Source organism: Vibrio sp. Scap24, assembly GCF_013394185.1.
Taxonomy (GTDB): Bacteria; Pseudomonadota; Gammaproteobacteria; order Enterobacterales; family Vibrionaceae; genus Vibrio; species Vibrio pomeroyi.
The window spans coordinates 323,434-341,905 of sequence record NZ_CP041333.1 but is presented as its reverse complement, the minus strand read 5'-3'; the positions used below and the strand labels follow the sequence as shown (position 1 = coordinate 341,905).

Genomic DNA, 18,472 nt, shown 5'->3' with positions numbered 1-18,472 from the left:
ACAACCCAAAGTGAGTTGGCATTGAACGGCCGTATGGAAACCACTCCAGTGTTCAACTGTTCCAATTTGGTACACCCTCACTGTTACGACATGGAACAGTCATGCACCTTCAACAAGCAAACACCTCAGATTGGCTTTCGTCCTCTTGGCACCGCAGCACTGAAGCGGGGCTAAAACAGAGGCGACTTCCCGAAGATATTCGCCTGCCACAGTCGATTCTTAAGCAGCGACGTCATCAATCATCGAACTTGATTCAAATCGTCGAACGCAATGCACTGCCTCTGTTTAACCAGATGTTTGCACGCACCGACAGTCGTTTGATTCTGACCGATATTGAAGGGGTGATTCTGGCTAGTTGGGGGCAAGAGAGGTTCAAGGAAAAGCTGACTTCAATTGCACTCAGCTCTGGTGCGTGTTGGCAGGAACAACTCAAAGGGACCAACGCCATTGGCACGGCGATTGTGGAAGCAAAACCCGTGACCATCATTGGTGAGCAGCACTTTATCCACCAGCATCGATTTATCAGTTGTTCTGCAAGCCCAGTATTTGATCACCAAGGGAACATGGTCGGCGTATTAGACATTACCAGTGAGCAGCAACAACACGACAGTTCGGTGCAACTACTGGTTCAAAACATGGTTCAGCTTGTTGAAAATCAGCTATTAAGTCATATCCCGCAAGGCACTACTCGCATCGACCTCGCATGTGAGAAATCGTTGCTACACAGTGGCTGGCAAGGGATTGTGATAGCCAATGAAGCTGGTGAGGTGGTGGCGCACAATCAGGTCGCCTCTCAGCTATTGGATCAAACCTCAATCGTCGGCGAGTGCATCGATACACTCTTCAATCGAACCTCATTAGACACGCCTTTTGTATTTGAGAAACAGCACCTCAAACGAACTACTACCAAGCGCACGCGCTCTATTTCGGCATCGTGTGATTTACACCATGGCGAGCAACAAATAGAACACGCTTGGCAGCAAGCCAACAAGGTTATCGATAAAGGGATCAGCTTGTTGATCCTAGGTGAAACGGGCGTCGGCAAGGGAGAGTTTGTTAAGGCGTTACACAAGCAAAGCCAACGCAAATCGTCCCCCCTAATGGCGGTGAATTGTGGAGCGCTACCTAAAGATCTTATTGAATCTGAACTATTCGGTTATGCGCCGGGGGCTTTTACTGGCGCAAGCCACAAAGGTTTTCAAGGTAAGATCCGCCAAGCGGATAAAGGAATCCTGTTTCTAGATGAGATCGCCGACATGCCATTGGAGGCTCAGTGTCGATTACTGCATGTCCTGCAAGATAAATCCGTGGTGCCTGTGGGTTCAAACCAGAGTTACCAAGTCGATTGTCAGATCATCGCTGCCACACATAAAAACTTAGAACAGTTAGTCGCAACTGGAGAATTTCGACAAGATCTCTTTTATCGCCTGAATGGCTTAGCCTTTACCTTACCAAGCCTGCAACACCGACAAGATAAGCACGCCTTAATCGAAAACATTCACCGTAAATACGCTGAAGATGAGCAGACAATTTGCCCACATTTGATGAGTTTGCTATGCGCCTATTCTTGGCCGGGCAATATCCGAGAATTAGACAACTTACTTAAGGTTGCTGCTCTATTGGCAAGTGACGAACCACAACTCACGCTAGAACATGTACCGAGCCATCTTGCTCAACACCTCACGTCATTAGCGCACGATAATCACCATCAATCGACGACTTCTAATGCCCTCAAAGGCACAGCGAATAACGATTTAAGAAGCACCGTTGAAGAAACCTTGCTGCAAACCTATCAAGCCAACCAAGGCAACATCAGCAAGACTTCGCGAATACTTGGCATCAGCCGTAATACCATTTATCGAAAACTGAAAAGCTTGGGTATTCTTCAATAATAACCACAGACGAACTTGGCCTGCCCTTTCATTATCAATAAATAAATTCACGTCCAGTGAGACATTTGGCCCTCTGACTCGTAATGCTTCAAAACGAACGAGGGCTCAGATGCAAACAATCAACATAGTGTGGCTAAAGCGCGATTTAAGACTCACCGACCACGCACCTTTACAACACGCTTTATCAGATCAACACCCGACGATATTGCTCTATATTTTCGAACCCATGCTGCTAAATAATGCCCACTATTCTGAGCGACATTGGCGGTTTGTTTGGCAGTCACTGCAATGCATGAACCAGTCATTGAAAGAGTACGGGCATGAGGTTTCAATACTCCATGGCAGTGCTATGGACTGCTTCAAAGCGATCCAATCTCGTTACCACATCCAAAGTGTATTCTCCCATCAAGAGATAGGTTTAAATTGCACCTTTGAGCGTGACATACAACTATCTGCTTGGCTTAAAGAGCACAACATCCCATGGCAAGAGTTCGCACAGGGCGCTGTTGTGAGAGGGTCGAAAGACAGAATCGGTTGGGACAAGCATTGGAACAGTGTGATGCGTGCTCCCATCGCAGAGAGTCAGTTGACCACAGAATCACTGTATACCCTTGATGCTGCAGAGCTTGAGTTAGCAATGGAACCTCCACAAGCATGGTTAACCAAAGGTAACGGCATACAAACGGGCGGCAGCGCACTGGCATGGGCAACGTTACACGACTTCTTTGAGCGCCGTGGTCGCGATTACTACCGCAGCATCTCAAGCCCAGAAGCCTCACGACATGCCTGTACTCGCCTATCCCCATATTTGGCTTGGGGCAACATATCGTTACGTGAAGTTTATCAACACCTGTTGGGACACTGGCAAGTCGCGGGGTTTCGTCGCAGCTTGATTGCCCTCTCTTCAAGGCTTCATTGGCACTGTCATTTCATGCAGAAGTTTGAATCGGAATGCGAGATGGAATTTCGCTGTATCAACCACGCCTATGAAGCGCTATTGCAGAAAGAAACGGTAAAAGATCCAGCACGTTTGAAGGCATGGAAGATGGGGTTAACAGGCGTGCCATTGGTCGATGCCTGTATGCGCTGCCTACATCACACGGGTTATATTAATTTCCGTATGCGCTCTATGTTGGTGAGCTTTCTCACTCATCATATGAATATGGACTGGCGTGATGGTGTCACTCACTTAGCGCAGCTGTTTCTCGATTTTGAACCCGGTATTCACTACCCACAGTTTCAAATGCAAGCTGGAGTAACCGGCATCAACACCATCCGAATTTACAACCCAACCAAGCAAGCCCAAGAACACGATTCTGATGGGGACTTCATCCGTAAATGGGTACCAGAACTTTCAGACATACCCACCCCACTTCTATTTGAGCCTTGGAAGATGACACCCATGGAGGTGATGATGCATGAGCTTGAACCAGATTCACCTTACCTTAATCCGGTCGTCGATCTCGACACTAGCGCAAAAGAAGCACGCGTGCGTTTATGGTCGTGGAGAAAGCTAACCGAGGTAAAACAAGAGCGAAGCCGTATTTTGGCTCGCCATGTCAGGCCGTCGAAGAAGCAAAGCAAATCGACACGGGCGAGCTAATACAACGTGTCCCCTCTTTAAATCACTTATAAAAAGAGTGGTAATTCATTAGGTTAATTAAAATTAATTGTGACCGTTGTCATATAATGAGTAATCGACACACGGTCACAAACTAGAAAAGCTGGATCGCAGCCTTAGGAAAACATCAAGCTGTGCTAATCATCATAAAAACTAATAAATACAGAAGGTTAGCGATTGATAAATGATAATTTTCATCGTCCTCTAAACGTTGCGACCAAAGCCAAAACTACACGTTATGCAATCCTATTTATAATTTTGATCTCCCTATTCTTTTTGTGTTCATTATTTTGAATTTTCCATTCACTTATCTTGTTTAAAATCTCTGCAAAACTACCACTATTTGGTTACAGGGGTCTTATGTTTAACAGTATACGCACACGAATTGCGGTGAGTGCGGGTGGGGCGATGGCTTTCACTCTATTGATCGCAATGGGGATGACGACCAACGCATTTACCGATGTGAACAAACAAGTCACTGAAAAAGTAAAAATACAGCTAACGGATGCCACTACAACGGACTTACAAAACACGGCCCTTCAACAGGGTTTAAATATCGCTAACCAACTTGATCCTGTGCTAGCAAACCTAAAGCAAGCACGATCAATCATCGAGCTAAGTTCAGAAACCAACGCAAGCGCAGACCTTATCGTTAAACAGTTTACTGCCGCCTTGGAAGCACAAAACAAAGCTGTATTTGCAGGTTACATGGTTTGGGAAAACAAGACATGGCCTCAACAAACTGAATTGGACAGCAAGCTCGGCTTTAACACAGAATTAGGTTTTAACAGTCAGGGCTACCTTGCGCCTTTCTTCTCTCCAAATGACCAAAATAGCTTTGATGCCGTTGCAATGGAAAGCTTTAGCAATACAGAACTCAATAGTAACGGAGAGCGTAAAGACGACTGGCACTTAATGCCTTACCAAACCGGTAAGACATTTGTTATGGAACCGTACTTCTATCCGGTTCGAGGTAAACAAGAGCTCATCACCACTATCAGCCAACCAATCAAACAAGACGGAGAAATCATTGGCTCAATTGGCTTTGATTTGTCTTTGTTCGAACTGCAAAGCCAGAGTGAATTGTTTGCACGTAACCTATTTGATGGCAAGGGTAAGATCCTTATCACTTCATGGAAAGGCATTACATTGGCCAACAGTCGTGCTGGAAACATGGTAGGTAAAAGAGTCTCTTCTGAGTTGGAATCTGAATGGTCGAAGATTCAATCTATCGCTAAACGCGAAGGCGCTGGCCTTGTTACTTTCGGCGGAGATGAGTATGCAATTACTGCAATTGATACCAGTGATGCACCATGGGTAGTCATGGTATCCGTTCCCAGTAGCCACCTTACAAAAAGCGTCGACGAGTACACACAATGGAGTGATGCTCAGAATTCGAAAGCGCTTGAAAAAGGTATATGGGCGGGGATCATCGCAGCTATTCTAGGCATTACCTCAATGGCATTTATTGCCAACTCTCTGGGCAAGGTTCTGAACAACTTAGTGGAGCGTTTTAAAGATGCAGCACAAGGTGAAGGCGACTTAACTTATCGCATAGAGGTAAAAGGAAAAGATGAAACCGCGCAACTTGCACACTGGTTCAACACCTTCCTATCTCGTATGCAAGAAATGCTACTTACCGTCATGGTAACGGCCAATCAAGTCGATAAAAACGCCTCTGAAGGCCAGGCACGTGCTGAGGTTTCTCGTGATCAACTGAACTCTCAAGTTAACGAGGTAAACTCACTTGCCACTGCTATTAATGAAATGAGTGCGACTGCGCAAGAAGTAGCAAGTTCAGCCGTTCAAGCAGCCGCGGCAGCAAGCCAAGTACAAAGCAATAGTCTCAATGGCATGACGCGCATGGACAATGCCGCGAGTGCTGTAGACAGCTTAGCTGTTCAGGTTAATGATGCGCAGCAACAAACACAAAACCTAGTCGATTCGAGCACCGCTATTCAAGGTATCTTGAGCGAAATTGGTGGCATTGCAGAACAAACCAACTTACTTGCGCTTAATGCCGCCATTGAGGCAGCACGTGCAGGTGAAGCTGGACGAGGCTTTGCTGTCGTGGCAGATGAAGTGCGTAACCTCGCAAATCGCACTCAAGGTTCAACCGAAGAGATTCGCTCGATGTTGGCTCGCCTAGAGCAAGAGACTCAATCTATCGTGATATTGATGGAGCAAAGCCAGAAGCAAGCGAACGATACCAAAGGTGAAACCCAAGCAGCACATCTCGCCTTGTCGGAAATTAACCAAGCGATTGAAGTGATCAACGACATGAACAATCAGATTGCTTCGGCTGCAGAAGAGCAAAGCTCAGTGTCAGAAGAGATTAACCGTAATGTAGTGATCATCAATGATACCGCTGTGGAAGTGATGGGTACTATGACATCGTCGGTAGAAATCAGTAACGAGTTGACGGTAAAAGCCGGAGATTTACACGGTGAGTTAAGCAAGTTCAAGCTTTCTTAATTACCAGTACCGTCTCATAATAACTAGGCCGAGAAACGTAATATTCTCGGCCTATCAATTCCCTCATATCCTCTCACCTTACAGCTCATCTATCGAAATTCACCTAATAAAGATCTCCCAACAGAAAGCTAATCAGAACCCAACTCGACAAGTTGATTGAGCACCTCTTTATCTAATACTGGGTGATGCTTGCTTGCGAGGATCAATACAATATCCACCGAAGGCAGCGGTGGCATGTCGTCGAGGATTTTCAAATCTGGAGTTATGCTGAGTTTACCCATCGCTCCAATCGCTAACCCTGCTTTTACGATTGCCCGCTGCGCTGAAGCCGTATTGCTGCAAGCCAACAGCTGATAAGGCGTGCCCTGCTTGGTTAAGCCATTCACGGCAGCAGCGTGGTACTTACAATCCGTTTGGAACAGAGCCAATGGCACCGGCTTGGAATTATCAAACGCATAATCAGGGCTGCTTATCCAAACGCCCACATCATGAGTGAGCCAGTATCCCTCTTCGCTGTCGGGTGCTCGGGTGACAATCGCGGCATCGAGCCTGCCATCATCTAACCACTCTCTCAGCGTAATACTTGGCAGGCTGAATACTTGGATGGAACAGGTAGGTTCTGCTTGCTGCAACAGGCGTATCACTTTCGGCAAAATATTGTCGTTATAATCTTCAGGGCAACCCAACCTCAGAGGCTGCTTGTCTTCATAACGCTTCACTTGTTTAAGCGCAGTATTGTGGAGCGCGACCAACTGCTCCGCATGAGAACGCAGCGCTAAGCCCGCTTCAGTAAGCACTAAATTACGCCCCTCTTTTTGAAAAAGGGTCACGTTAAGCTCTTCTTCTAATTTACGCATCTGCGCACTGAATGCCGACTGGGTACGATTAATTTGTTTTGCGGCACGCGTGAAGCTACTGGTTTCCACGAACGCTAGAAAGCCTCGCAATGCATCAATGTCCATATTGAAATCACCACCCATCGTTTTTATTAATGTCTACCATCAAAATTATCCGTTAGTGCGCCGCAATACAATCCCCTAAGCTCAAATGCATACCCACCAAACGCAAGGAAGCATCTATGCAGCTTTATATCGCAAACCAAAACTACTCAACTTGGTCACTTCGTGCATGGCTCATATTCGATCATTACAACCTCGACGCAGACATTATTAAGCTCAAGCTGTTCACCTCAGACTTTTACGACACGTTAGCGAAAGTGACACCGACAGCCAAAGTCCCGACCCTAGTTGATGGTGATGTGGCGGTGTGGGATTCATTGGCGATTCTCGAATATATTAACGATGCCTACTTGAATGGTGCGGCATGGCCAGCTTCCGTCGCAGAACGCGCCCTCGCCCGTGCAATCTCGGCAGAAATGCACTCTGGTTTTTTTAGCATCAGAAATAAGTTACCAATGAACTGCCGAGCTAAAAGAAAGCTCACGCTCAGTAATGGCGCATTGAAAGACATCGCTCGCATCGACGCAATATGGTCTGCACAAATGGAACAATACCCTGAAGGATGGTTGTTCGGTGAATGGTCGATTGCCGATGCGATGTTTGCACCTGTGGCGCTGCGCGTAGAAACCTATGGCATCCAGCTTTCGGAAAAAGCCCAGCAGTATCAACAACGCGCGCTCAACAGCCCATCAATACAAAAATGGCTAGCAGAGGCGAGCTTAGAAACTGATGTGGTTGAAGAAGATGAGGCGGGGGAGCCTATATAGGTAGACTAATATGAGTCTCGATATAACATCGAGACTCATTGTTTTCATAAGGGAATACGCTTTACTAAATCGCTACTCGGCAGAAGCGCTGTCGTGGTGAACGTTCGCTTCAAATTCCAATATATCACCTGGTTGGCACTCTAACACTTCACACAACTTGTCGAGTGTCGATAGTCTCACCGCTTTGGCCTTGCCATTTTTTAACACCGACAAGTTGGCTTCGGTAATCCCGACCTCTTTTGCCAATGTCTTCAATCGCATTTTTCGCTTGGCCATCATAATGTCTAAATTAATGCGGATAGTCATGACAAGTCCTTTAAATCGTTTGGCTGTGCTCATCAGCCAGAATATAACCTTCTTTCATCACCCATGAGATGATCAAAATAATTATACCTAATATAAGTGTCAAAAAGTCCATACCCACAAAACTAATCTCAAAGATACGCTCACCTGGTGGATTATTGAACGACAAAATCACTGACATCAATGAACCATAGATAACCGACCCAAATACCCAATAGAACAAGCTATACCCGAGTTTCTGGTATGACATTGCGTTTTCCAAAGAGAAGATTTCGCCTCGCTCATAGTTGCGGAATAAACGTATCAGAACCATTAGTGCGTATATCAGGATGCTGGACATCGCTAAACTTGTGAACGCAGCAACCATTCTTGTTGTCATAGTAAGCGGCAACATCGTGTAATACCCGATGTCATAGGTGAGATAAAAAATACCTGTCGCACTTATAAAGTCATAGGGAGTCTCAACGGTTAACCAGAAGTAGCACACCATGATAGGAATAAGTACAAGAAAGAACTGCAATAGCATGCGAACACGTCGGCTCTGTTTTTGGATGTTAGACATAATGAATGTTCCTGTTAAGTTGACAGGAGGATATTAAGATCAAAACAAATGATGATCAATAATAAATTATCGATTTACGATAATTTATTGCCTTTTAGCATTTTAGTTAGGAAACGAAATAGCGTTAGATTCATCAGTTAATGATCAAGGCCCTAGCTCGCTCTCGAGTCGATTCACTTAACCACCGATCACCTGAACCTTTACCCATATCGCAATAATTTTGTCGACTGTGATCGCCGAATCACAATGTGCAGACCTGATTGTTTATATTCAACTAAATTCAAATCATTAAGATAAACATCATGTTACGAGCAACCATCGCATTACTCAGCGTGACCAGTTTCGCTGTATCTGCCAATGTCACCCTTCTCTCTGGAGAAGACTGGCTCAACCATACGACAGAAGGCTTAGCGCCATACTGGCTAATGCCGAGCGCTCAGGGAGAACCGATAGGCAACTTCCCCACTTTCCGCTGTGATGATGGAACATTGCTTGATGTGACTAACGTTTGCCCTGAGTTAGACCGAGGCTGGATCACGCCTCACTTTGGCAAAGAGTTCACACGAATGAAATCACGCCAAACCTATGCTTATGGCGTGCTCTACCACCTGACTGGCGATAAGCAGGCATTAGCGCTCGCTAAGCAAGGGGCTTACTACCTTATTAAACACTTAGAAGATGAGAAAAATGGCGGCTTCATTAGCTTCACTAAAGATGGTAAAGCAGGATTGGAGTGGCAACAGCGAACGGCCCAAGATCAGGCGTATGCATTGGTTGGATTGGCGATGTACTACTACCTGACGCAAGACAAAAAGGTAGAGGAAGCGCTCATCGCCCAACAAGCTTTTATCTTTGATAAATATCGACTTAGCGACAACAGCGGCTTAGCGTGGGTACTTGCTGATGGTGAAGATGGAAAAGCCACACGACGTGAATTGGTCGCGCAACTTGATCAGATTAACGGTTACATGCTGTTAGTTGCTCCTCTACTGAAAGAGCCTGCCAAATCAAAATGGCTTGATGACCTGAATTGGCTAACCCAAACCATGGTCGAGCACTACCACTCTGAATATGAACAACGCTTCTACGGTGCCATTCACAGTAAAGCAGCGATGATGCCGAATGCCAATCACAACGATTTTGGACACACCATCAAAGCATATTGGATGACTTACCTTACCGGACAAACACTGGATAACTCTGAATGGAAAGAGTTCGGTATGAAAGGGATGAAGCACACTTTAGCCCAAGCTCAATATCAAAAAGAGTTCGTCGATGTATCCCAATATTTTGGCGACAAGCTTCAGAAGGCATGGCAAGAACAAGAGATTACTGGCTGGCAAAGCAGACCCAACACAAATTGGGCGTCATCATGGGAATGGGCAGAGCTCGATCAAGCAGCGATGACGGTATCGCTAGTCGATGGTTCAATGAAAGAAGTTCTGCAATATACGCTACCGACGTTTCATTATGTGTGGGTCGACCACAAGTACGGTGGCGTAGGGCTTGAACCCAAGCGCTCCAAGGCTTTCCATTGGGGCAACGGCTACCATCAATTTGAACACGCTTTAATTGGCTATTTATATGCTCGACAAGAGGAAGGTAAACCCGCTGTACTTCACTACGCAAGGCCAACCAATAGCGAGATGCCATTGGAACCGTATTACTATCATGGGGATGTGGTGAAACTAGATAAACTTGGGGATGGCTCGCAGGCAGTCAGCTTCAATAACATTCGACCTTAGCGTTAGTTGTTTGATTTGGTCGCGGCTAGAACACAACTAGATAAGGCTTAAGCAAGCGATCTCATTCTAAAGTCATTAAAGAAAAAGCCTGAGGAATAACTTCTCAGGCTGTTTAAGTGCTACTTTCTTTTACCCTGTTCAACTAACTTCTCATTCCATGCCGTATTACCATCGCGCTTGGAGACATCGTACTCTGCACAGAACTGGGATATGGTCATGTTGTTGTCGCCAGTCGCTAATTTTAGTGCCAGCTGAACTTGTTGAAGCTTGCTTTGCAGACGCAGGATCTGACCTGCATTTGGGCTTTTCTCTTTGGCATATTTTAAGGCTGCATGTTTACGCTCTGCCGCGCCAGCTCTACGATCCGCTTCTGATAACAGATACTTTAGTTGCGCGACACTCTTGCCCTTCTTAAAAGCAGGGTCAAGCAACTCAACGCATTCATCAAAAGATGGATCTATAACGTAGGGATCAACTTTATGAGCTTGTTGGCGCATCCACTCTAGTGCGAGTTCTTCATCTGACATATTCGAATCTTTACCAAAGAAATAGCCGTATATGGTATCGCTCAATAGCAAACCGCTGCAATAGTAAATTGAATGAGTTCGCACCTTTTTGGTCGGAAGCTTGTGGCTATGACTATCAAACATCAGCTATCAAACATTAAATCTAAACCGTCTGTTCTCAGCCACAGCTCAATCCAGAGATGCTTCCCCATTCAATTCATCAACTGACAACGATTAGCGCATCACGAATAGCTCTTCGTGGTAGTGCTTTTCAATATCAAATTGATAGGTGTCTAATTCTTTTTTCAACGATGTTGAGAACAATTCTGGCCCGCAGAAATACATCTCGTATTCGTTGAGGTCACCGCATTGATTGACAATTCTTCCGGCATTCAGTCGCGGTGAATGTAAGGTGTCTATCACGGTTAACTTCACACCAACCTCATGTGCCAGGTGCCACAACTCATCGATTAATTGCTTATCAACGCCGCGAGTACAATAAAACAGTTCGATACGAGGGTGATCTTGCTCTGTTTTGAGCGCTTCAAGCGTGGCAAAGAACGAAGCAATCCCGACACCACCTGCAATCCAAATTTGAGGCTTGTTTAGGTCAAAATCAAGTCGACCATAAGGCCCTTCAACCGTAACCGCATCGCCCGCTTTCACTCGCTCATAAAGGCCATTGGTAAAGTCACCCAATTCTTTGATCAAGAAACGCAGTTCTGAATCTTCACTGCCAGAAACAATGGTAAACGGATGCGGATCTTCATTACCGAAACGCAAGTAAGCAAACTGTCCTGCTTTGTAACCTTGCCAAGATGCATCCGGCTTTAACACCAGCTCCATCACTTCAGCCTGTGGAAAGTAGCGAGTCGAAGCGATAGTCGCTGCGTGACGATTACGACGCCCAACCAAACCCAACAAACTGTAAATCGCTGCGATAGATCCAACCAAAGCAAATGCCACCGTTAGGTAATAAATCGGCTCTCCCCAATACGCTCGTTTAAGCAGTATTACCGAGTGAAAAGCGATAAACAGGTACGCGACCGACATCAGGCGATGTGACAATTTGAACGGTTTGTATTTCACTGCCGCCCATAGTGACGCCACAAGTAAAACCAGCAATAGATAAAAGCCCCACTCGCCGATACTTTGAGCAATATCGCGCAGTTCGTTGACCCACATTTCCCAACCAGTCAACACAGCTTGTGGCCCTGAACCATTGTGTCGAACAGGCTTAGCCAAGATACCAAAAGTCACCAGCGACTTAGGAATTTGGTACCACAACCAGTGTGTGACACCCAATGCCACACCACCGATACCAAGCCATTTATGCACTCTGTATGCTTTATCCATACCTTTGAGCCAATTCTCGACCATAGGCAAGCGCATCGCCAAAACCATGGTGATGGACATTAACATCAGAGACAAAATACCTGAGTACTGAATCATGGCTGAGCGCCATTCAAAGACATCGCTTGAAGCGAATAATTGCGGTTCCATCGCAAACCAAAAGGCTGACATTGTGGCAATCATTGCCCAAATGATATTGCGGACTGTTTTCATTTTTTAACACTCTTAAAGACGACATAATTACTTTAGCTTGCGTGATGTAAAGCAACGTCAACATGCGTAAATCTATGCAAAGACACACGTTCAGCTGATCGTTAGAGGGTGCTCCCGCGTAAATGTGCTTTGGTTAGTGAACAAGTCTTAGAAAACAAAAAAATGGGAAGAAAAGAAGATATGAAGGACCTCACCCTGTCAAAACAAGACCTCCAAGCAATGGACCAGCGTCATCGCACTCGCTTGATCAATTCTTTGTCTGGATTCAAAAGCGCCAATCTCATAGGCACATGCGATAACCAAGGGGGCACAAACTTAGCTGTGATAAGTTCAGTGGTTCACTTAGGGTCACACCCGCCACTGTTTGGCTTTATCGTGCGTCCTAGCAAACGCCGTCGCCACACCTTAGAGAACATCCTTGAAACCAAGCACTTCACCATTAACAGCATTGGTGCGGACTTCGTTAAAAAGGCGCATCAAACCTCGGCTCGCTATCCAAAATCAGTATCCGAATTCGAGACGGTGGGTCTTACACCTTATTACGACGATGATTTTCCGGCACCATTCGTTTTAGAAAGCAGTTTGAAAATCGGATTGGCTTTCAAAGAACAGATCACAATCGAGAGTAATCAAACCCAGATGTTGATTGGAGAGGTGATAACGATTCATGCTCCTGAAAGCGCAGTCATGCCAGATGGCTACTTAGATTTGGAAGCGTTAGATACCGTCACCGTATCAGGGCTAGACAGCTACCACGTGACCCAAAGGCTACACCGATTAAGTTATGCTAAACCCGATGAACCTCTGTTTCCGCTAACCCGCGAAGGCGATCCAACATCGTGGTAGATCTTTGAAGTAAACTCGACTCATTTTGTTCGGTAATTGGTTGCGAAAAGTGGTAACTTTCTCAGCTTAACCCTGTGTACCAAACAAGATGGCGACTCTGTATTTGCCACCACTTTGCACCCAGCTCCAAGGAATCCTTTGAAGTTAACCCATTTTAAATATAAGACGCGCAAGGGCCCCGACTATCGACATGGCGATCAGGTGTCTTTTATGGACATCAAACAGACCTTCGGTATGGGCAGTATTCGTGTGGGCGCTTGGGTAACCAAAGAAGAGAAAGACTTAGCCGCGAATCTGATATTCGATTCACTAGCAGACCTCGCTTACATCTTGGCTTTACCACCAGAAGCGATAGGCCTGCGAGGCACATTAGGTTTAGCGTTCGGCAGTGGCGGTAGAAAAGGCGTGCAAGCACACTACGCGCCTAACCAACGTGAATTAGCACTCGCCAAGAACGCAGGTGCGGGTGCACTCGCCCATGAATTTTGGCATGCTTTTGATCACTACATCGCCGAAAAAGCGTTTGAGATTGGCGATACATCAGGCCCACGAAAACACATCTTGTTTGCCACTGACTGTTGGCTACACGATAGAAAGGTGCGACCTCACCCATTAAACGAGAGTCTGATGTCGCTGTTCGACACCACGTTGCTCAGCGAAAATAACTTGGATAAACACGATTATGTGGCTCGAAGTGTCATAGCCGACAAAGCAACCTCTGCCCGTTACTTCTCATTGCCAACGGAGATGATGGCTCGCGCTTTTGAATCTGCGATTGAATCCTGTTCAGATATCGAAAACGCTTACCTAGTCGATGGTACGACCAAGCCAGACATGTTCCCTCTCTTTCCCGACCTTGAGCACAGAAAAGAAATCTACAATGCGATGCAGGGGTATTTTGCACCGTTAGGCCGCTCTTTGAGCAAGTAGCTCTTTAAGTAAGTAGCGTTTTGAATAGCTAGAACAATAGATGACCCAATCTTCAAAACTGTTTATAGTCGACACAAACTTCAACACACATGATTCAGAGGCAGTAATGATCCGTTGGCCATCTTTAGTAAAGCTCGACGGCGATGATGAGCTTATTTACGTCGCATCCGAGAACGATTTTCAGGCAGAATGCTCAGACATGATCTTGGGTGAAGATGATTACCTCATCGATTCTGAAGGTGACAGCTACGCACTTCAATCGAGCTCAAATCAACTGTCTCTAGCAAAACGACCTGATCAGTATTCCGTAGAAAGCGTGACTAAACTGATACGAAATCATGAATTCCAGAAGGCAGAAGTGTGCTTGATGAAGATCCACTTCCTAACGATTGAAGAAGCGATTCAGTCTTTGGCTTTTGAGCCACGTTAATATCGCTTTAGATTCGGATTAGAACTTCCGAACAGTACATACAAAAACAGCGCCAATTTAGGCGCTGTTTTTCATTTCACTTCGTTAACAGGTTAAGCGATAAAAATCTGAGCCAGTGCGTAGCCTAAGCAACATGCGCCGACGACACCGATTAAACCCACCGACATGAATGAGTGGTTGAAGTACCACTTACCAATCTTGGTTGTGCCAGACACATCGAAGTTCACCGTTGCGATGTCAGATGGGTAGTTCGGGATAAAGAAGTAGCCGTACACCGCTGGCATCAAACCGATCAGCAAGGCTGGGTCTAATCCTAAACCAAGGCCAACAGGTAACATCATACGTGCCGTTGCGGCTTGCGAGTTCACCACAACCGATACGATGAATAGCGCCAATGCGAACGTCCATGGGTAGTTAGTTACCATTTCCACGATGCCAGATTTGAACTGAGGCATTGCGTATTGGAAGTAGGTATCTGACATCCAAGCGATACCGAAGATAGCAATTGCCGCCACCATGCCGGATTTAAATACCACGCCATTTGGCACATCACGTGGGTCAGTTTTGGTCGCCAGCAAGATAATACCGCCGAAACAGAGCATCATCATTTGGATGATCACCGACATCTTGATTGGCTTGTCGCCGTCTACGATGGTTCTAATTTCTGGCACCATCGCTACAATAACTATCACGACAATTGAAAGTAGGAAGATCAATACTGCATTACGCGCTGAGCTTGGAAGCACTTCATCCAAAGATGTCGCCGTCGTGTTTTCAATGCGCTTTTTCCACTCAGGATCTTTTAAGCGCTCTTGATAATCAGGATCGTCGTTCAGTTCTTTACCGCGTTTCAAGCTGTACAGAGAAAGTAACAGCGTACCGAACAAGGTTGCAGGCACCGTTACCAATAGAATCGAAAGCAAAGTGATAGAGTGTTGAATATCCGATAGCTGCGCTAAGTAATAAACCACGGCGGCTGAGATTGGCGATGCGGTAATCGCTAGTTGAGATGCAACAGAAGCTGCCGCCATTGGGCGCTCAGGACGAATTCCGTTCTTCAATGCCACATCACCAATGATAGGCATAATTGAGTAAACAGCGTGGCCAGTACCCAATAGGAAAGTCATCGAGTAAGTCACAAACGGAGCTATCAAGGTGACGCGTTTCGGGTTCTTTCTCAGCACCCTCTCCGCGACTTGCAGCATGTATTTTAAGCCACCAGCCGCTTCGAGGATCGAAGCACAGGTTACCACCGCGAGAATAATCAGCATTACAGTGACCGGTGGCGATGTTGGAGGCATCTTGAAAATAAAGACCTCAATCACCAAACCAATGCCCGAAACAACCCCTAAACCAATACCGCCATACCGAGAACCGATATAGAGAACGACAAGTAAAAATAGAAACTCAAAATACAACATAAGCAACCCTGCTAAAAATGTGGACTAGGGATATTTTGTCTGTATGTTCAATACTTTACTTATTGGTATGTCACACAATTATTGAGCGTTTTAATGGATTGTTTTTTATAAGATTAGGGTCACGATAACAGGCGATTAAGTATCGAAAATGTAATTTTTCACTCAAGTGAAACTCAAGGATTGTTATGCATTCTGATGTTCATTGTTTCTTTTAGAACGCCTGAATCTATAAAATTTAAATATCATAACTAAACGCTATCACCCATTCAGAAATCCATAACGAATTGCGCCTGCTCCCTTAAAATTTTGTAATACAATTATCGCCGTTTTACTGAACTCTAACTCGCCTATCCCAAAACACTGTGTCAAAATACCCGCCCTTACGATGACAACACATAAAGAACCACGGATATGAATTTTCAAGCTGCTATTTTTGATATGGATGGACTGCTGCTCGACACCGAGCGACTTTGTATGCAGGTATTTGAAGAAGCATGTCACGCGCAAGGTGTTCCGTTTTTGCAGGATGTTTACCTAGGCATCATTGGCTGTAACGCAAAAACCATCGAACAGATTTTTCGAAATGGCTACGGTGAAAACCTAGACTACCCAGCACTGAACAATGAATGGCGCACACGCTACAGTGCGATTGTTAAAAACCAAGCGATCCCCGTAAAAGACGGCGTGATTGAGCTACTTGAATGGCTAAAGTCGAATGACATTCCAATCGCGGTGGCAACTTCCACTCAACTAGATATTGCAAAAAAGAAGCTTGAGTTAGCAGGCCTAGACTCTTACTTCACTTCACTGAGCACAGGCTGCGAAGTGACTCACGGCAAGCCTCACCCAGAGATTTACTTACTGGCGGCTGAGCGCCTAGGTGTTGCACCTGAAACTTGCTTGGCATTTGAAGATTCAAACAATGGTATTCGCGCTTCTATGGCAGCCAACATGATCAGCTTCCAGATCCCTGATTTAGTAGAGCCATGTGACGAAGTAAAAGCGCTTGGACACACCATCAGCCCTTCTCTGCATGATGTGTTAGCACAGCTTCAACAAGCTGCTGCTTAGGCTCTCACTACCGTTGATATTACTTTTATCAACCTAGACAAGCCTCTCTATTAAGCCGACTCACAGAGTCGGTTTTTTTGTTGCTATTCCTTTTATAAAAGATAAAAACTCGCGCTTTAAACTGTTAAAGTCGATTTGAAAGACATGCTAAATAATCAGCAAGATTGCTAACAGCTAAATATGGAGACAGATACGCGTGAAGGAAAAGTTTGAAGACCAACTGCTTGATTTTGCACAGCGAGAAATGACACAAGATGCCGCGCACGACATCAGCCACATTAAGCGCGTCGTTAAAACCGCCAAAGCTTTGTGTGCTCAAGAACAGGCTAAGCTTGAAATCGTTTTACCCGCCGCTTACCTTCACGATTGCTTCACCTTTCCTAAGAACCACGCAGACAGAGCCCAAAGTTCGCAAATGGCGGCAGACAAGGCGATCTCTTTCCTCAAATCTATCGACTATCCCGTGTCCTATCTGGATGAGATCCATCACGCGATTGTCACGCACAGCTACAGCGCAAACATCACACCTGAAACCATAGAAGCTCAGATCGTCCAAGATGCCGATCGCCTTGATTCTCTCGGTGCAATTGGTATCGCTCGCTGCTTATACGTAGGTCAGAGCTTTAACGCTGAACTCTATAAACACGAAGACCCGTTCGCTGAACATCGTGACTTGGATGACAAGCATTACAGCGTCGACCACTTCTACGTGAAGCTATTTAAGCTCGCTGAAACTATGAATACAGAATCCGCTAAGTTAGAAGCCAACAAGCGTACTGACTACATGCGTGGCTTTCTTGAGCAGTTGGGTGCGGAAGTTTAGCGGCTTAGAAAAAGAGACACACGATAAGGAAGAGACAAGGATATGGAAATAAACCGCTTTAAAGCCTCCGATGCCGACGAGATCGTCACTTGGTTCACATCCCTAGAAGACTACGTACTGTGGGGCGGACGAACCTTTGGTTGGCCTTTGAAAGCAGCTTCGATCATCGAACGTTCTCAAGAGCCCCACGTCGAGCTTTACACATTCTCCACGCCTAGCACTAACTCGAATACCAATGATTTGATCGGTTTTATGGAGTTTCAACGTATGTCGGACAACGAACTTCGCTTTTGCCGAGTGGCCATTCACCCAAACCAACGAGGCAAAGGGCTTGGGCAATCCATGATAGAAAGTGCATTAGAAGCGGCGAAACAAATCCCTGATGTCACCACCATCAGCTTGGCGGTATTTCAACAGAATATCGGTGCAAAACGTTGCTACGACAAAGCGGGCTTTCAAGTAGTCGACAAAGAGCCAAAGTTCAAAGAATTCAATGGCAACACCTGGCCTCTATATCAAATGGAATTAAAGCTCAGCTAGTTTGTTTTACTCGGC

At 45.7% G+C, this 18,472-nt stretch carries 17 protein-coding genes; 11 read left to right on the top strand and 6 right to left on the bottom strand.

Going from position 1 to position 18,472, the window contains the following annotated elements:
* Positions 1 to 101: 101 nt before the first annotated feature.
* From FLM53_RS17085 to FLM53_RS17075, 3 genes are all read left to right on the top strand, one after another.
* The gene (locus tag FLM53_RS17085) at positions 102 to 1,892 is read left to right on the top strand and encodes a sigma-54-dependent Fis family transcriptional regulator (RefSeq protein WP_176678879.1); all 1,791 of its coding nucleotides are present in this window, start codon (positions 102 to 104) and stop codon (positions 1,890 to 1,892) included.
* 109 nt (positions 1,893 to 2,001) lie between these two features.
* Entirely contained in the window at positions 2,002 to 3,495 is a 1,494-nt protein-coding gene (locus tag FLM53_RS17080) for a cryptochrome/deoxyribodipyrimidine photo-lyase family protein (protein ID WP_176678880.1), read from the top strand.
* 378 nt (positions 3,496 to 3,873) lie between these two features.
* Complete coding sequence (locus tag FLM53_RS17075) at positions 3,874 to 5,988, top strand: methyl-accepting chemotaxis protein (RefSeq protein WP_176678881.1); 2,115 nt, start codon at positions 3,874 to 3,876, stop codon at positions 5,986 to 5,988.
* A 128-nt stretch (positions 5,989 to 6,116) separates the two neighbouring features.
* Here the strand turns inward: FLM53_RS17075 and FLM53_RS17070 are convergent, their stop codons facing one another.
* Positions 6,117 to 6,968, bottom strand: a complete 852-nt coding sequence (locus FLM53_RS17070) for a LysR family transcriptional regulator (protein WP_176678882.1) — start codon at positions 6,966 to 6,968, stop codon at positions 6,117 to 6,119.
* 98 nt (positions 6,969 to 7,066) lie between these two features.
* Between FLM53_RS17070 and FLM53_RS17065 the strand changes: the two genes are divergently transcribed.
* The gene (locus FLM53_RS17065) at positions 7,067 to 7,714 is read left to right on the top strand and encodes a glutathione S-transferase family protein (RefSeq protein ID WP_176678883.1); all 648 of its coding nucleotides are present in this window, start codon (positions 7,067 to 7,069) and stop codon (positions 7,712 to 7,714) included.
* A gap of 72 nt (positions 7,715 to 7,786) precedes the next feature.
* Here the strand turns inward: FLM53_RS17065 and FLM53_RS17060 are convergent, their stop codons facing one another.
* Together FLM53_RS17060 and FLM53_RS17055 are read right to left on the bottom strand one after the other, a co-directional pair.
* Complete coding sequence (locus tag FLM53_RS17060) at positions 7,787 to 8,020, bottom strand: helix-turn-helix transcriptional regulator (RefSeq protein WP_017630696.1); 234 nt, start codon at positions 8,018 to 8,020, stop codon at positions 7,787 to 7,789.
* A 10-nt stretch (positions 8,021 to 8,030) separates the two neighbouring features.
* Entirely contained in the window at positions 8,031 to 8,579 is a 549-nt protein-coding gene (locus tag FLM53_RS17055) for a DUF2975 domain-containing protein (protein WP_128163483.1), read from the bottom strand.
* A 302-nt stretch (positions 8,580 to 8,881) separates the two neighbouring features.
* Between FLM53_RS17055 and FLM53_RS17050 the strand changes: the two genes are divergently transcribed.
* Positions 8,882 to 10,324: an N-acylglucosamine 2-epimerase gene (locus FLM53_RS17050; RefSeq protein WP_176678884.1), complete on the top strand. Its 1,443-nt coding sequence runs from the start codon at positions 8,882 to 8,884 to the stop codon at positions 10,322 to 10,324.
* A 119-nt stretch (positions 10,325 to 10,443) separates the two neighbouring features.
* Here FLM53_RS17050 and FLM53_RS17045 read toward each other — a convergent pair whose 3' ends face one another.
* Positions 10,444 to 10,851 carry a hypothetical protein gene (locus FLM53_RS17045; RefSeq protein ID WP_123322242.1) on the bottom strand — a complete coding sequence of 136 codons (408 nt, stop codon included), beginning with the start codon at positions 10,849 to 10,851 and terminating at the stop codon, positions 10,444 to 10,446.
* 213 nt (positions 10,852 to 11,064) lie between these two features.
* Positions 11,065 to 12,396: a ferric reductase-like transmembrane domain-containing protein gene (locus FLM53_RS17040; RefSeq protein ID WP_176678885.1), complete on the bottom strand. Its 1,332-nt coding sequence runs from the start codon at positions 12,394 to 12,396 to the stop codon at positions 11,065 to 11,067.
* A 180-nt stretch (positions 12,397 to 12,576) separates the two neighbouring features.
* Between FLM53_RS17040 and FLM53_RS17035 the strand changes: the two genes are divergently transcribed.
* The 3 genes from FLM53_RS17035 to FLM53_RS17025 all read left to right on the top strand — a co-directional run bounded on the left by FLM53_RS17035 (position 12,577) and on the right by FLM53_RS17025 (position 14,602).
* Positions 12,577 to 13,242 carry a flavin reductase family protein gene (locus FLM53_RS17035; protein WP_176678886.1) on the top strand — a complete coding sequence of 222 codons (666 nt, stop codon included), beginning with the start codon at positions 12,577 to 12,579 and terminating at the stop codon, positions 13,240 to 13,242.
* A gap of 138 nt (positions 13,243 to 13,380) precedes the next feature.
* Positions 13,381 to 14,172: a CLCA_X family protein gene (locus tag FLM53_RS17030; protein WP_176678887.1), complete on the top strand. Its 792-nt coding sequence runs from the start codon at positions 13,381 to 13,383 to the stop codon at positions 14,170 to 14,172.
* 106 nt (positions 14,173 to 14,278) lie between these two features.
* Positions 14,279 to 14,602: a DUF4144 domain-containing protein gene (locus tag FLM53_RS17025; RefSeq protein ID WP_176680044.1), complete on the top strand. Its 324-nt coding sequence runs from the start codon at positions 14,279 to 14,281 to the stop codon at positions 14,600 to 14,602.
* 92 nt (positions 14,603 to 14,694) lie between these two features.
* Here FLM53_RS17025 and FLM53_RS17020 read toward each other — a convergent pair whose 3' ends face one another.
* Positions 14,695 to 16,023, bottom strand: a complete 1,329-nt coding sequence (locus FLM53_RS17020) for an anaerobic C4-dicarboxylate transporter (RefSeq protein ID WP_017630706.1) — start codon at positions 16,021 to 16,023, stop codon at positions 14,695 to 14,697.
* 411 nt (positions 16,024 to 16,434) lie between these two features.
* Between FLM53_RS17020 and FLM53_RS17015 the strand changes: the two genes are divergently transcribed.
* From FLM53_RS17015 to FLM53_RS17005, 3 genes are all read left to right on the top strand, one after another.
* Positions 16,435 to 17,094, top strand: a complete 660-nt coding sequence (locus tag FLM53_RS17015; protein WP_008221043.1) for an HAD family phosphatase — start codon at positions 16,435 to 16,437, stop codon at positions 17,092 to 17,094.
* A gap of 196 nt (positions 17,095 to 17,290) precedes the next feature.
* Positions 17,291 to 17,917 (top strand): HD domain-containing protein, encoded by a 627-nt coding sequence (locus FLM53_RS17010; RefSeq protein ID WP_176678888.1) that lies wholly within the window; start codon positions 17,291 to 17,293, stop codon positions 17,915 to 17,917.
* Between the two features lie 42 nt (positions 17,918 to 17,959).
* Positions 17,960 to 18,457, top strand: a complete 498-nt coding sequence (locus FLM53_RS17005; RefSeq protein ID WP_176678889.1) for an N-acetyltransferase — start codon at positions 17,960 to 17,962, stop codon at positions 18,455 to 18,457.
* The last annotated feature ends 15 nt before the right edge of the window (positions 18,458 to 18,472 follow it).